11 protein-coding genes are annotated in these 14,932 nt (G+C 58.3%); 5 read left to right on the forward strand and 6 right to left on the reverse strand.

Annotated features, from left to right (window positions below):
• Positions 1-377 precede the first annotated feature (377 nt).
• From G3M56_RS10740 to G3M56_RS10750, 3 genes are all read right to left on the reverse strand, one after another.
• The gene (locus tag G3M56_RS10740; protein WP_164362090.1) at positions 378-1,613 is read right to left on the reverse strand and encodes a glycosyltransferase; all 1,236 of its coding nucleotides are present in this window, start codon (positions 1,611-1,613) and stop codon (positions 378-380) included.
• Complete coding sequence (locus G3M56_RS10745) at positions 1,613-2,788, reverse strand: glycosyltransferase (RefSeq protein WP_164362088.1); 1,176 nt, start codon at positions 2,786-2,788, stop codon at positions 1,613-1,615. Before G3M56_RS10745 ends, G3M56_RS10740 begins: the two co-directional genes overlap by 1 nt.
• Before the next feature lie 81 nt (positions 2,789-2,869).
• On the reverse strand, positions 2,870-3,280 hold the full coding sequence (locus G3M56_RS10750; RefSeq protein WP_235203395.1) for a hypothetical protein: 411 nt from the start codon (positions 3,278-3,280) through the stop codon (positions 2,870-2,872).
• A gap of 149 nt (positions 3,281-3,429) precedes the next feature.
• Between G3M56_RS10750 and rdgB the strand changes: the two genes are divergently transcribed.
• Entirely contained in the window at positions 3,430-4,050 is a 621-nt protein-coding gene (rdgB, locus tag G3M56_RS10755) for an RdgB/HAM1 family non-canonical purine NTP pyrophosphatase (protein ID WP_164362083.1), read from the forward strand.
• 33 nt (positions 4,051-4,083) lie between these two features.
• Positions 4,084-6,048: a selenocysteine-specific translation elongation factor gene (gene selB / locus G3M56_RS10760; RefSeq protein WP_164362081.1), complete on the forward strand. Its 1,965-nt coding sequence runs from the start codon at positions 4,084-4,086 to the stop codon at positions 6,046-6,048.
• Between the two features lie 521 nt (positions 6,049-6,569).
• Here the strand turns inward: selB and G3M56_RS10765 are convergent.
• The 3 genes from G3M56_RS10765 to G3M56_RS10775 form a co-directional block, all read right to left on the reverse strand.
• Positions 6,570-7,022 (reverse strand): helix-turn-helix domain-containing protein, encoded by a 453-nt coding sequence (locus tag G3M56_RS10765; protein ID WP_164362079.1) that lies wholly within the window; start codon positions 7,020-7,022, stop codon positions 6,570-6,572.
• Positions 7,023-7,164: 142 nt separating this feature from the next.
• The gene (gene odhB / locus G3M56_RS10770) at positions 7,165-8,337 is read right to left on the reverse strand and encodes a 2-oxoglutarate dehydrogenase complex dihydrolipoyllysine-residue succinyltransferase (RefSeq protein WP_164362077.1); all 1,173 of its coding nucleotides are present in this window, start codon (positions 8,335-8,337) and stop codon (positions 7,165-7,167) included.
• Positions 8,338-8,405: 68 nt separating this feature from the next.
• A complete protein-coding gene (locus G3M56_RS10775) occupies positions 8,406-11,165 on the reverse strand; it encodes a 2-oxoglutarate dehydrogenase E1 component (protein ID WP_164362075.1) in 2,760 nt (919 codons plus the stop codon).
• Between the two features lie 407 nt (positions 11,166-11,572).
• Here G3M56_RS10775 and G3M56_RS10780 point away from each other — a divergent pair, with 407 nt between their 5' ends.
• From G3M56_RS10780 to G3M56_RS10790, 3 genes are read left to right on the forward strand one after another with little or no spacing between them, the layout of a single operon-like run.
• Positions 11,573-12,511 carry an ABC transporter ATP-binding protein gene (locus G3M56_RS10780; RefSeq protein ID WP_235203396.1) on the forward strand — a complete coding sequence of 313 codons (939 nt, stop codon included), beginning with the start codon at positions 11,573-11,575 and terminating at the stop codon, positions 12,509-12,511.
• A 50-nt stretch (positions 12,512-12,561) separates the two neighbouring features.
• Positions 12,562-13,317: an ABC transporter permease gene (locus G3M56_RS10785; protein ID WP_164362073.1), complete on the forward strand. Its 756-nt coding sequence runs from the start codon at positions 12,562-12,564 to the stop codon at positions 13,315-13,317.
• A 52-nt stretch (positions 13,318-13,369) separates the two neighbouring features.
• Positions 13,370-14,902, forward strand: a complete 1,533-nt coding sequence (locus tag G3M56_RS10790; RefSeq protein WP_164362071.1) for a motility-associated ABC transporter substrate-binding family protein — start codon at positions 13,370-13,372, stop codon at positions 14,900-14,902.
• Positions 14,903-14,932: the final 30 nt, after the last annotated feature.

Raw genomic sequence — 14,932 nt, forward strand, 5'->3', positions numbered from 1 at the left:
TATCGTGAGCGGCCTGCGAGCGGGCGCAGCGGTTTGGCTGAATCGAACGCTTGGCCGGATCGGGGCGTCGATTAACCCAGGGTGTGGTCGCCTGTGGCTCCCGTCACCCTGGGCTGGTTTGCGTCTCCCTTGCAGGGCGGGATTGACGACGATGGGGCTAAGTTAGTGCCATTCCAGTAGTCACATTTCAATGATCTCCTCGGCGCGCCCGGCGGAGATCACCCCAGTAACAAAGACTTCGGTCGCCAAGAGTCCTCTCCAAGTCGTCGCGAAGCGACAGCTTACCGGTTAGCCGGAGGTTTCAACCTCCGGATAGGAGCGCACGCATAAGGCGTCCCGCAGGGACGGTTTACACTGAGAGACGGTTGATCCTGCAACTACCCTTCCACAGGCCGCGCCAGCTGCACCGCCTCGTCGTAGCAATCCTCGAGCACCGCCACCTGCGACTCGAGCCCGAAGTTCTTTCGTACGGACTCCGCAGCGCCGCGGGACAAGTCGGCAAGCAACGCAGGATCACCCAGCACACGCATTCCGGCCGCAGCCAGTTCACCAGGTGACTTCTCAGGCACCAACAAACCATCCTTACCGTCGGTCACCGCTTCCGGGATCCCGCCATGCAAAGTCGCCACCACCGGCAGCCCGGCAGCCATCGCTTCCAGCATCGCATTCGGCACCCCTTCCTGGTCCTCGGTCTCGGTGAGCTCACTCGGATGCCAAAACACATGCCCACGGCGGAATTCATCGCGCAACTGCTCCTGGTTCAACCAGCCGAGCAACTCCACATTTTCCTGCAGCCCTGCCTCGGCAACCGCTGCCTCAAAGGCTTCACGTGACGGACCATCGCCGCACAGCACAAACTTCAAGCGTGGCCACTCAGTGACCATGACCTTCAACGCCTCAAGCGTAGTGAAAAGCCCCTTCTTGGGAATCAATCGCGACGCCTGGACAATCCGCCACTGACCGTCTTCGGGAGCCTCGCGCACAAATGTCTGCGAGTCATCAAATGGGATCGGCGTGTTGTTCAAACGCAGCTTCTCCCGCGGGCACCCGAGCTCCTCGAGCTTGTCGAGCAACGATCGGCTGCGAGCCAACACCAGCTGGGCATCGCGGAAAACCGCCTTCATCTTGTCGGCATAGCCCTCCTGGTCGAAAAACTTCACCACGTCCACACCGTGGAACGAAACAATCCACGGACCACCCCACGCGTGCAGCATCTCGTGGTACTTCACCGCCTTGTGCCCGTAGTAAACATGCACCAACGCAGGGTCATGTTTCGCCAATAAATCCGGCATATCATACGGATAGTACGGCTTCACCTCGCGGTTGATCGGGCGCGGCGGCGGCCACTGCTTGATCACATGCTTATACCAGAAGCGCAGGAGGAAGTTCCCCTTCAACCGTGGGCGCACCTGCTTGGTCATCACTTCGAGTGCATCCACGGGAAACATCTCCGCGTTCTGATGCTGCTCGGTGAAAACCACCGTGCGGTAACGCTGTAAATTGTCGATCTGACGGTAGACACTCTGCATCTCCGGCTTGAGGAATGTACCACAAGCCGACACCACTACCGGACGCTCATCCGCCTCAGAGGCCGGATCAACCTTCGCCGCCATTACTTCCGACCTCCCAGGTTCATCGGCCCAAGCGCTACGGCTTCATCGTAAATTGCTTCCAGTGCCGCAATTTGACGCTTCTGCTCAAAGCGTTCGCGCACCGAAACCGCAGCCTGTTCACCCATGCGCTGCCACAATTCGCGATCGCTGGTCAGACGGCGCACCTGCTCAAGCAGGCCCACATCGTCGCGCTCTTCTACCAAAAGCCCGGTCGACTCGTGGTCCACCGCTTCTGGAATCCCTCCGTGATAGGTTGCCAGCACCGGCAGTCCGGTCGCCATGCCCTCGAGCATCGCATTTGGCACACCTTCCTGGTTCTTGTCCGCAGTGATCTGACTCGGATGCATAAACACATGCGACTCCGCATACAACGCGTTCAATTCCGAAGGCGACAAGAACCCTGCGAAAATCACCTTATCCGCCAAGCCCAGCTTGTCGACAATGCCGCGGACTTCCTCTTCCATCGGTCCCTCACCGGCAATCGTAAACGTTGCCTTCGGGTGGTCTTTGACAAATTCAGAGAACGCCTTGAGCGCTACCGGCAAGCCCTTCTTCTCCACCAATCGGCAGGCCTGGATGAACTTCCACGCACCGTCCTCTGGATACTCACGCTTCACCGCTGGGAACACATCCATCGGAATCCCCGTCCGGTTGATCCTGATCCGGTCTTCCGGCGCACCCAACTCAATCAAACGGTCGCGCAGGGAAAACGAACGCGCCATCAACAACGGCACCGATTGCAGCAATTCCTGCAACCGCTCGATGTACCCCGGCTGGTCGTGACGCGGCTGCACATCCATTCCATGGAATGAAACCACCACCGGCAACGGGCTGCGCTGGATGATCGGCAACAAATGCACCCCGGTATGACCGAAATAAACGTGCATCAAATCCGCGTGACGACGGGTGAGTATTTTCTCCATTACACCGTACTCACCGCGATAGACGATTGGCGGCTCTTTCTTGATGTACTTCAGCCAAAAGCGGCGCAAAAAGTTACTGCGCACCTTGGGCTTCACCTCGACATCGTCGAATGGAAAGCGGTCTTCGCTGCGGCGCTCTTTGCAGATGACAAAAGTATCGTACCGATCGAGCCCGCTGACCTGACGGTAGATATGAAGCATCTCGGGCTTCAGGAAAGTAGTGCAATAACTGGCGACAACGGGCTTGCTCATGGATTCCAGTTACTTAGCTGACAATACGGACGCTGCAAGCACCATCCGCATCAACGACGGATCTCGCGTCGGCAGCGGATTCTATTCTTCGCCCTTGGACGCGTAGCGGCGCTCGATCTGCTCGATCTTGCGGATGTATCGGCTCAAAGGAGCGAGTTGATATTCCATCTCGGCCACCTTCTTGCCCTCCGGGGTCGTGACCACCAAAACAGGCACGTTGATGACTTTGTACTTCTTCATCAACTTCTGAGTGGTCTCGTCGATATCCTTCGGGTTCACCGCAACCGGCAACTCTACCAATACAAACGAATCATAGGTAGCACGGAAAAATTCCCACTTGGTCAACACGTCACGCACAAAAGCATCGCTCGGCTCATTCCACCCATGCCCGATAAAGGCGTACACAATCAGCTTGTCCTTGCGCTTGGCGACCAATTGCGCGAGCTCCACCTTCTGACGCCAGCCGTCCATAGCCTGTGCCGAAGGAGTCATGAAACCGGCGACCAATGCGCACATCAGTGCCAAGCATGCGCTTGCCATCATCCGGTTCCGTTTGAATACTCTGATCATTACCGGTCACTGATAGCCCTATTTTCGAATCGTTTCCAGACCTTAAACACCGTCAATTTTTATTACAACTCATGTCCGACTTGTTACTTCCCACTCTGTTGATCGCCACCCGCAACGCCCACAAGACCGAAGAATTCGCCGAAATGTTGGCGCCATTCGCTGAAGTCGTGGACCTCACCGACCCCGATTTCGAAAACCTTCCAGAGATCGACGAAACCGGTACCACCTTCGACGAAAACTCACTCCTCAAGTCAGCATCCATTTCCAAGATCACCGGCGGCATCACTCTAGCCGATGACTCTGGGTTGGAGGTCGATGCCCTCGACGGCGCCCCAGGAATCTACTCGGCCCGCTACTCGGGAGACAACGCAACCGACGCCACCAACCGCGAAAAACTCCTGAGCGAACTCAAAGACGCCCCCGCTCCACGCACCGCACGTTTCCGCTGCGTTCTCGCCTTGACCAAAAATGGCCAGACACTCGGCACCTGGTCCGGCGCTCTGGAGGGCACCATCGGCTTCGAAGAAGCCGGCGACGCCGGCTTCGGCTACGACCCTGTCTTCATTCCGGAAGGCGACACCCGCACGCTCGCCGAATACACCGCCGATGAGAAAAACGCCATCAGCCACCGCGGCCGCGCAGTCGAGAAACTCGTCGCCGCACTCCGTAACGGCGAAGTCGCACTCGGATAACTCGCTCCCCATTTGCTCCCAATCCCCCACTCCATGTCCCGTCGCTTCATCCTCGGAACCGCAGGCCACATCGACCACGGCAAATCCAGCCTGGTTCGCGCCCTCACCAATGTCGATCCCGACCGCCTGCCCGAAGAAAAACGCCGCGGCATGACGATCGAGCTCGGGTTCGCGCACCTCACTCTCGATGACTCGGCAGGCGATCAAATCGAAGTCGGTATCGTCGACGTCCCAGGCCACGCCGACTTCATCAAAAACATGGTCGCAGGCGCGGCGGCCATTGACGGCGTGCTACTCGTGGTCGCTGCTGATGACGGATGGATGCCTCAGTCGGAAGAACACCTCCAGATTCTCGAATACCTCGGCGTGCGCCGCGCCGTGATCGCGCTCACCAAGGCCGACCTCTCGGAGGACCCTGAATTCGCCGTCGAGATGCTGCGCGATGACTTGCAAGACAGTCACTTCGCCGAATCTCCCATCATTCCGGTCAGCAGCACCACGGGCGCAGGGATCGCCACGTTGCGCGACGAGTTGGTCCGGATGATTGAGTCCGCTCCGCTCCCTCGCGACACCGGAAAGCCCCGCCTGCCCATCGACCGCGCATTCTCACCCACCGGCGTCGGCACGGTAGTCACCGGCACGCTGACGCGCGGTACTCTCTCAGTTGGCGATCCTGTCATTCTTACCCCAGCCGGCACGGAAGGCAGCATCCGGGGTATCCAAAACCACAACGCAAGTGTCCCAGCGGCCGAGGCATCAATGCGCACTGCCATCAACCTCTCGGACATCGCTCTCGCATCCTCGGTTGGAAAGCGGGGCGCAGCCCGCGGACAAACCCTCACCACACCGCGCTTTGCCACCACGACGGACACACTGGATGTCGTCATCTCCCGCACGGCCCGCCACCACATCTCCGCATCCGACCGCGAGGTGAAATTGGGGCACCTCGGCCACGTTCACATCCACCACGCCGGCTCGCTCCACCGCGCTCGGCTCGTTCTCGACGTTTCTGTGCAACGTCAGATCGAACCCGGTCAATCGGCCATCGCCCAGCTCCGGTTCAACGAACCAATCCATGCATTCGCCGGTGACCGCTTCCTCGTCCGCGACGGCAGCCAACAACACACCATCGCAGGCGGTGAGGTGCTCCACCCATTTGGCAACCGCAGATGGTTCCACAAGGAGGAATACCAGCATTTCCTCGCCCAGCGCGTCGAAAACCGGGACGACCACGGAGTCACCGCCGAAACACTCGTCGAAACACTGGTCCACCACGACAAGATCATCAGCGACCCCTCGGTTCTCGATTACACGGACCGCTCGGATGCCGAACTCAATGCCGCCATCGACGCATTGGAGTCAAATGGAATCGCCCTGCGTACCCCGAACGGCATCGTCGACCAACAATGGTGGCAGAAAGTCGCCGCAAAAGCCGAGGCGGAAGTAGATGCATTCCACGAAGCCAAACCGGAACTCCCAGGCATCCCGGTGCTCAAACTTCAGAAAGCGCTCGGACGCGCCGCCGGTGACGACCGCATCTTCCACAGCCTCCTGCGCCACCTCTCGACTGCCGGCATCGAACGCACCGGCGTCAACGTCCACCGCGCCGGCTACACGCCGCAGCTCCCGCCCGCTATCCAACCGATCGCGGAGAAAATCCTCCAGCAACTCGACACCGATCCGATCAACCCACCGACCAAAAAGGAGCTCGCAACAGCCCCTAACGAGATCAAAGCTCTCAGCTTCCTCATCCGTCAGGGCAACGTGATCGAACTGGACGACAAATGCGTCATCTCCACCGCAGGCTACGCACAGATCAAACAAGCTGTCGTTGCATTTATCGAAGCCCAGGGCCCGGCCCGTGCCGCCGACTTAAAAACCGCCGCCGGCACCACCCGCAAGATCATGATGCCCGCCCTCGAACGCCTCGACGCCGACGGCATCACCGCCCGCGACGGCGACTTCCGCCACCTCAAAGCCCCACAGCCCACGGCCTAAACACCGCTCCGTTGTTATCGCGATCGCCCAGACCGGAATAGAGAAAAGGATAAGGATAACGAATCACGCCCACTCATCGCACCGACGCCCCCTCCCCCGGCGCGGCCCGTTTGGGAGCGCAGTGAGCATCACTGCTTTCGATTACAGACGCAGTCGGGAGTAATGGCAAACAAGACCACAAAAAGCCACGAAAACCAACGGCGATGGAGCAACCTCACTCTTGAGGTTGACCGTGCGGTGTCCCCCCCCCTAGATAAAGATAAGGAATTCTGCCCACACACCACGGCATCCCCTTCCCACGAACGGCGATGGACCAACCTCACTCTTGAGGTTGACCGTGCAGCACCCGCACACCATCAACGAACCGATGTACCTACCACCCCGCCCCCCCCATCGCAGAGCGATGACTTACCGGTTAACCTGCGGTTTCAACCGCAGGAACCATCACAACCACTGCACAAAAAAGCCGGCTGCCGTGATCTCGCACAACAACCGGCTCAAAAATGTATTCCAACTAATGCTTACTTAAGAAGCTTGGCGAAATCGGAAAGCTTGAGGGTCACCTGGGCTTCTTGACCACGCTCGATGTAGATTGGCACTTCGGTACCTTCCTTCACAATCTTAGCAGGAGCAGCGCCCTCATTGATCTCAAATCCTTCGAGACCGATCCACTCAAAGCGCACTTTGAAGTTGTCATCGAACGAAGGCTTAAACTGCACATTCAATCCATTCGCATTGAGAATATTCTGCAACTTACGACCTGCAGCAATCTGCTCGTCGACGGTCAGTGGACCACCAGTGCTGGAAGCAGCACCGCCGCCTGCACTGTTACGGGTCAAACCCAACTTGCGCTTGGTGGTTGCTACGGTAGCAATCGAAACACCGTGACGTTCAGCAATTTCAGCACCGGTTCCATTGCCTGCTTTCAAGTCAGCAACCAATGCTTCTTTTTGTTCTGGAGTAAGTCTAGCCATGCCGCACGAATAGCCATAGCACGTTTAGAGTCAAGCAAAACAAACCATATCAACGTATAAAAACACCAACCCAAGACTACAAAAAAGCCGTGTAACAATATCTGTCACACGGCTTTTGTTTTAGATTAAACTCAATCGACTATTAAACACCCACCAACAAACGGGTCGGCTGCTCGATACATTCTTTGATTCGGATCAAGAATGTCACAGCTTCCTTGCCGTCGATCAGACGGTGATCGTAGCTCATTGCGAGGTACATCATTGGACGGATCTCTACTTTTCCATCCACAGCAACCGGGCGCTGCTGGATGGTGTGCATCCCGAGAATTCCGCTCTGTGGTGGGTTCAAGATCGGAGTCGAAAGCAACGATCCATAGGTTCCGCCATTCGAAACGGTAAACACACCGCCCTGAAGATCCGACATCTGCAAAGCACCACTTTGTGCTTTCTGTGCGTAGTCGATAATATCGCGCTCGATCTCTGCGAAGCTCTTCTTATCACAATCGCGCAACACAGGAACGACCAAGCCCTTCTCGGTTCCGATGGCCACTCCGATATCGTAGAAGTGGTTCTGGACGATCTCGTTCCCTTCGATCGAGCCATTGACCGCAGGCACCGACTTCAAAGCCTCGACCACTGCCTTCACGAAGAACGACATGAAGCCGAGCTTCACACCGTGCTTCTCGACGAAGTCCGGCTGCAGCGACTTGCGCAGGTTCATCACTGCGCTCATATCGACTTCGTTGAATGTGGTAAGGATTGCAGCGGTCTGCTGGGCGTTCACCAAATGCGACGCGATCTTGCGGCGCAGCGGGCTCATCTTCTTGCGGGTCACGCGCCCTTCGGCGTCGACGACAGGAGCCGACGGCTTCTCGCTTGATGGAGTGGCGTTGGCGAGCGCGGCAAAGTTAGGGCGCTTGTCCGCGGCTGGTGCTGCCTTTGGCTCAGGCTTGCTCTCCGCTTTTGGCTCCGGCTTCTTTTCCTCACCAGCAGCTGCCTCGGACTTCTCCTCGGACTTCTCCTCAGACTCAGGCTCGCTGTCCTTAGGTTCCTCGGCCGCAGGGGCACTCTCAGCGCCCTCGCCCTCTTCGATCGTCGCGATCACGGTGCCGATCTCACAGTCTTCACCTTCTTCGACCACGATGGTCAACACACCGCTGACCTCAGCTTCCAGCTCCTGTGAAACCTTGTCGGTCTCAAGTGTAACCAACACATCACCCGGCGACACCGCGTCACCCGATTCCTTGTGCCATTCACCAACAGTCGCGCTGGTCACCGATTCACCGGCGGCAGGGATTTTCACTTCAAAACTCATGATATCTAAATAGTTGATTGGATAAATTTGGAATGTCAGCCCGGGCGCTCACCCGGACTTCGTACTCATCAGACAGTAAACGCTTCCTCGATGAGCTTCGCCTGAGCGCGCTTATGCGCGACCTTGGCACCCTCTGCAGGGCTCGCACTGGCCTCACGACCGCTGTAACCGATGCGCTCGCCGCAGACCTCTTCCAAATCATCGCGAACAAACATCCAGGCTCCCATGTTCTTCGGCTCTTCCTGGCACCAAACAAAGCGCTTCGCTTTGGTAAATGCCTTGAGCTCTTCCGCCATCAACTCGTGATGGAACGGACTGATCTGCTCCAAGCGTACGATCGCCGTATTGGTGATCCCTTGCTCTTCTCGGTAAGCCTCAAGCTCGTAGTACACCTTGCCGGTGCAGAAAACGACACGCTCCACGGCCGACGGCTTCACCGTGGTGTCACCAAGCACCTCGCGGAACGAGGTACCAGCGGCCATCTCCTCCAATGTGGACACGCACTTCGGATGGCGCAGCAAGCTCTTAGGCGTCATCAACACCAACGGCTTGCGGAACTCGCGGCGCACCTGGCGACGCAATAAATGGAAGTACTGTGCAGGGGTAGTCACATTGCACACCTGCATGTTGTTCTCAGCACAAAGCTGGAGGAATCGCTCGAGACGCGCGCTCGAGTGCTCCGGCCCCATGCCCTCATAGCCGTGAGGCAAAAGCATCACAATGCTAGACTGCTGCTGCCACTTGCTCTCCGCACTGGAGATGAACTGGTCGATCATCACCTGGGCACCGTTGGAGAAATCACCAAACTGAGCTTCCCACATGATCAACAACTGCGGCGCTCCCAACGAGTATCCGTAGTCAAATCCAAGCACCGCGGCTTCGGACAACAACGAGTTATAGACGCAGAACAACTCCTGTCCTTCCTCGAGGTTGGAGAGCGGCGTATAACGCTCACGTGTGTTCGCATCGTAAAGCACCGCATGGCGCTGGCTGAAGGTACCACGTCGGCAGTCCTGACCCGAGATCCGCACGCCATTGCCCTCAACGAGCAATCCGGCCCACGCCAAAGACTCGGCAAACGCCCAGTCGATATTTTCCCCGGACTCAAGTGCCGCGCGGCGCGCCGGAATGAAGCGCTTCTCAAGCGTCTTGTTCAGCTTGAAGCCTTCAGGCACCGTCGTCAGCTTGGCACCGAGCTCCTTGAGCTTCTCGATTTCCACCCCGGTATCCACTGCATCGAAGTTGAACGGCGGCGGCGGAGATGCCGTGGTCGAGCCCGAGAATGCGTTGATCTTCCCTTGCTCGGAAAGCTTCTTCATCTGGTCGAACTCATCTTCCAGACGCTGCAGGAAATCATTCTGGATTGCATCCGCTTCCGCCTGCGTAAGACGCCCGGCTTCAAGCATCTCCTTGCGGAACAAATTGGCAACCGTCGCGTGCTTCTGAATCTTCGCCACAAACTTCGGCTGCGTGATCGCCGCCTGGTCCGCTTCGTTGTGACCCTGACGGCGGTAACACACCATGTCGATCACCACGTCACAACCAAACTTCTGGCGGAACTCAAGCGCAAGCAAGGTCACAAACATCACGTCCAGCGGCTTGTCGCCATTGACGTGGAAAACCGGTGCCTCAATCATCTTCGCCACGTCGGTGCAGTACTGCGACGAGCGCGCATCTTCCGGCGATGTGGTGAATCCGATCTGGTTGTTGATCACCAAGTGCAAGCTGCCCCCGGTGCGGTAACCAGGCAGCTGCGAGAAGTTCAGCACCTCGGCCACCGTCCCCTGACCAGCAAATGCCGCATCACCGTGAATCAACACAGGCAACACACGCGAGCGGGTCTTGGCGTCGCCGATCAAGCGCTGACGCGCACGCGCCTTGCCCTCGACCACGGCATTGACCGCTTCGAGGTGACTCGGGTTGGCTGCGAGAGACAAACGAACGTCGTGCCCTTTCGAGTTCGGACGCACACCCTCGAAGCCGAGGTGGTATTTCACGTCGCCGTCACCCGCCACCACGCTCGGCATGTATTCCGGCGTGAACTCATAAAGGATGGTCTTGAGTGGCTTCTGCAGGAAGTTGGCCAGGACGTTCAATCGTCCACGGTGAGCCATCCCCATCTCGATCTCATCCACTCCGAACTCACCGGCCGCATCGTGCAGCGAGTTGAGTACGACCATCGCCGATTCGCCACCCTCAAGCGAGAATCGCTTTTCCCCGAGGAACTTGCGCCCGAGGAATGTTTCCACGCTCTCGGATTCCACCAACCAGCGCAGCACATTGCGGATCTGGTCGTCGCTTGGTTTGAACTCGAAGCGGTTCTCGATCTGCTCGCGCAACCAGTGACGCTTCTCACGGTCCTGGATGTGCATGAACTCAAATCCGATCCCCTGACAGTAGATCTCTTCAAGGTTGCGGCGCAGTTCGCGCAGCGTCATGCGCTCGCCATCACGGAAGTACTGAGTCGCCACTTCGCGGTCCAAGTCGCTCTCGGACAAGTCGAACTCTTCCAAGCTCAATGCACGGATCGCGTTCGGAGCCTCATCGTCGAGTGGATTCAACCAAGCCTGCATGTGGCCAATTGCGCGGTATCCATACACCATCGCAAAGAGCTTGGTCCGCAAGCGAACCTCGGCATCTACCGCCCCCTCGTCGCTCAGCGCCACCGCAGCCGCCGCGCGTTCCTGTTTCGTCTGGGCAGTACCCAGCTCGAATCCTTCAAAAAACGCTGACCAAGACGGGTCAACTGAGCGTGGATCGTTTTTCCACGCATCGTATTGCTGTTCTAGCAAGTCGGCATTGAGCCGCGGCGACACATTTGACTTCATGGGGTAATTACCTGGATAGAGAGAGATTGGTCGAAAATGAAATGGCGACTACGATGCACGTTCAGATCTCTATGAAAAGAAAACATTGTCCATTTTTCGACAATTTTTTCAGCAATCCAAACCAATCCGACAGGCGCCCCAAATTCCCCATTGATTCGGCGCTTCCCCAGCTCACGCTCCCCGCCCCGCACCGGACGATTTCAACTGGAAATTAAGCCAAACGCTCCGGCTTGGATGGCCATCCTTCCAGCCGAACCCCACAGCGTGGCACAGCGCTCACAAAAGAGTCGCTACAGAGGCGAATCGGTTCTTGTCATTGACTGTGGACGTCTCCACTTTTGGCATGCCATCGCCAGAAGATGCGCTAAGGTCGCACCTCGCTAACTTACACACCTACTTTCCGCCCTATGATCATTGATGTACGCAATGTTTCCCGCCAGTACTACTCCCGCACTGCGGTCGACAACATTTCGTTCTCTGTGAAACCCGGCGAGGTCGTCGGCTTCCTCGGCCCGAATGGCGCCGGCAAGTCCACCACCATGCGCATGCTCACCGGCTACCTGCCGCCCACCCGGGGCAGCATCCAGGTCGCCGGTCACGACGTTCTCACCGACTCCATCGCCGCCCGCCGCGAAATCGGATACATGCCGGAAAACGTTCCGCTCTACACCGACATGCGCATCAAGGAATACCTGCGCTTCCGAGGCCGGCTCAAGGGCCTCTCCGGAAAAGACCTGCGCGTCCGTGTCGGCGACGTGATGGAACAATGCGGGCTCACTCACGTTCGGCGCAAGATGATCGGCACCCTCTCCCGCGGCTACCGCCAGCGCGTGGGCCTCGCCGACTCCCTCATCCACCAGCCCAAACTCCTCATCCTCGACGAACCGACCAACGGCCTCGACCCAAACCAAATCCGCCAGGTCCGCGATCTCATCAAGTCGCTGAGCGAACGCCACACCGTCCTGCTCTCTACTCACATCCTTTCAGAAGTCGAAGCCGTCTGTGACCGCGTCGTCATTATCAATGAAGGGAAAATCAAAGCTGACGACACCCCGGACAACCTCGTTTCCAATCTGCGCCGCGCCGGCACCGTTTTCCTCGAGATCAAAGCAGACCCCGCAAAAGCAGAAGAACTGCTGCGCCAGGTCCCAGCGGTGAAGCAAGTCACGCTCCAAAACTCAGCCGATGGCTGGCACTGGTTCGTGATCCGCGCGGAATCCGGCACCGACACCCGCCAAAACATCGCCCGCCTTTGCTCCGCTCAAGGATGGGACCTGCGCGAACTCGGCCGCAAATCAGCCAACCTGGAAGACGTCTTCGTCGAACTGACCCAGCGTCAGTTCTAATTCCGGCGCATCCCCAAGACTCCGATTTATCACCCCACGACTGTCTCGTTATGACATTCCCCACTCTCCTCCGCAAAGAACTGCGCGGATTCTTCCTCTCGCCCGTCGCATTCATCGTGCTCGCCATGATGATGCTGGTTCAGGGCGTTTCGTTCATCTTCGCGCTCAAACCACTGCTCACCGCCCCACAAAGCCAGAGTCTGGTCGCCACCCAGTTCACCAGCGCGCTGTTCTGGATCCCGCTCTTTGTGCTCTTCCCGCTGATCACAATGCGCCTCTTCTCCGAGGAGCAGAAAATGGGCACGCTCGAGATGCTGCTGACCGCCCCCGTTCGTCTGGGTGAAGTCGTGCTCGCCAAGTTCTTCGCCTGCTTGATCTTCTACCTCGTGCTGTGGGCTCCATCGCTCAGCCACTACGTGCTACTCGAATGGATCGGCGGTGTCTCCAACGCCTATCCGAAGTTCAGCCTCGGTGGCGCGTTCACCATGCTCGTGCTACTCGGCGCCATGAACATCAGCATCGGCTGCCTGGCATCTTCACTGACCACCAACCAGATCGTCGCCGGCATTCTCACCTTCGCCTTGATCGTGATGCTCTTCCTTCTCGGCCACCTGCCGAGCGGAAGCCTCGGCGGCCTGACCCAGCCGGTGCAGGAGTTCTTCGAGTACATCAATTCGGACCTCCACATGCGCCGCTTCACCTCGGGCAATTTCGATAGCCGCCCGATCTTCTTCTACCTCTCGGCAACCGTGGTTCTGCTCGTGACCACCACCGTCACACTCAACGCCCGCCGCTGGAAGAGCTAAGCTCCGCACCACGCAGCCCCACCCCATTTTCCCTCCACCCACTTTCCATCTTATGTCGTCAACCGACCCTAAGAACGACCAAGCACCAGCCGATGCCAAAGCCAAGGAGCCCAAGCAAGGCGCCAAGGCCACCCGCATGCGCTCGGCCGCCCACGCAGCCAACACATCGGTACAGATCGGACTACTCGTCGTCATCTTCCTCGTTGCCAACTTCGGCGCCGCCAAGTGGTTCATCAAAAAGGACCTCTCCCCGAACGAGCAGAACACCCTCTCGGAGACCACACGCAACGTGATCGACCAGATCGATGCCGATACCCGCATCATCACCGCGTTCTCCCAAAACAGCCCGGACTTCCAACGCGTCGTCGAGCTGACCGAACTCTACGACGACGAAGCCGGCACCCGCGTGAGCTCGGAGGTGCTCGACCCGGTGCGCAACCCAACCCGCTCACGTGAAATCAGCGCCAAGTTCAACCACGAGTTCACCGGTAACGCGGTTCTCATCATCCAAGGCGACACCATGCGCGAAATCCCGGAGGACGAGCTCTTCCACCTTGAGCGCAACCGTCAGGGCGAATGGGTTCGCGGTGCCTTCGGAGGCGAGGACGCCATCACCTCAACACTACTCGAGCTCGAAAGCGAACAGCGCCGTGTGCTCTACATCATCACTGGCAAGGGCCCATGGCCACGCACCCCGAAGGGCTCTGGTGCCGACACGCTCGCCACTCTCATCGCCAAACGCCAGGGTGTCGAGGTTCGCGAACTCAGCCTGACGGACATCACAGAAATCCCAGCCGATGCCAGTGCCGTCGTCGTCGCCAACGCGAAGTACGACTTCAATGGCGCCGAGATCCGCATGCTCCACCGCTTCTTCGAAGAGCGCAAAGGCGGCATCATCACACTGCTCAACCCGGAAGCATCGCTGCCAAACTACTACGCCTTCCTGCGCCTCTACGGGATCGATCCAGTGCCACAGGTCGCCGTCACCCGCGCCAGCCAACTCGGCGGCAACGACGCCACCATCTTTGAAGTACCTGTCGATTTCGTCGCCGGACCGGAACTGACCGACCCATTCCTCAACATCGACGCCACCTTCCCCGGCCGTTCGTCGCACCTCATCGTCGACGAAGCCAATGACGAGCTCTTCCGCCGCAAGATCTCGGTCGCCAAGGTCGCCATCAGCAAGCCGGAGTTCTGGGGTGAAAGCACCCCCGCCGCAACTCCAGCCACGTTCGACGCCGCAACCGACACTGACGGACCACTCACGCTGGCAGCGATCGTAGAAAAGCGCAGCGTGGAGGACAAAAAGCTCGGCGTCCGTTCAGCCCGCATGGCCGTGATCGCCAACCCACACCTGCTCGACCCAACCACCCTCACCCAGGAAAATGTCGATTTCCTTTTCTCCGCCATCAGTTGGTCCATGGGGCAGTCGTCCATGATCGGCATCACCCCGGCCCAGCCAAGCATCTTCAAACTGACTCTCAAGGAAGGCAGCCAAGGCACACTGACCTGGGTCATCTGCGCCCTGATGCCTGCGATCACATTGATCATCGCCTACCTCGTCTGGCAGCGCCGCCGCGCCTAACCCCAGCCCCGGACTTCTCAAAGCCCATCT

Source organism: Sulfuriroseicoccus oceanibius (assembly GCF_010681825.2).
Lineage (GTDB): Bacteria > Verrucomicrobiota > Verrucomicrobiia > Verrucomicrobiales > SLCJ01 > Sulfuriroseicoccus > Sulfuriroseicoccus oceanibius.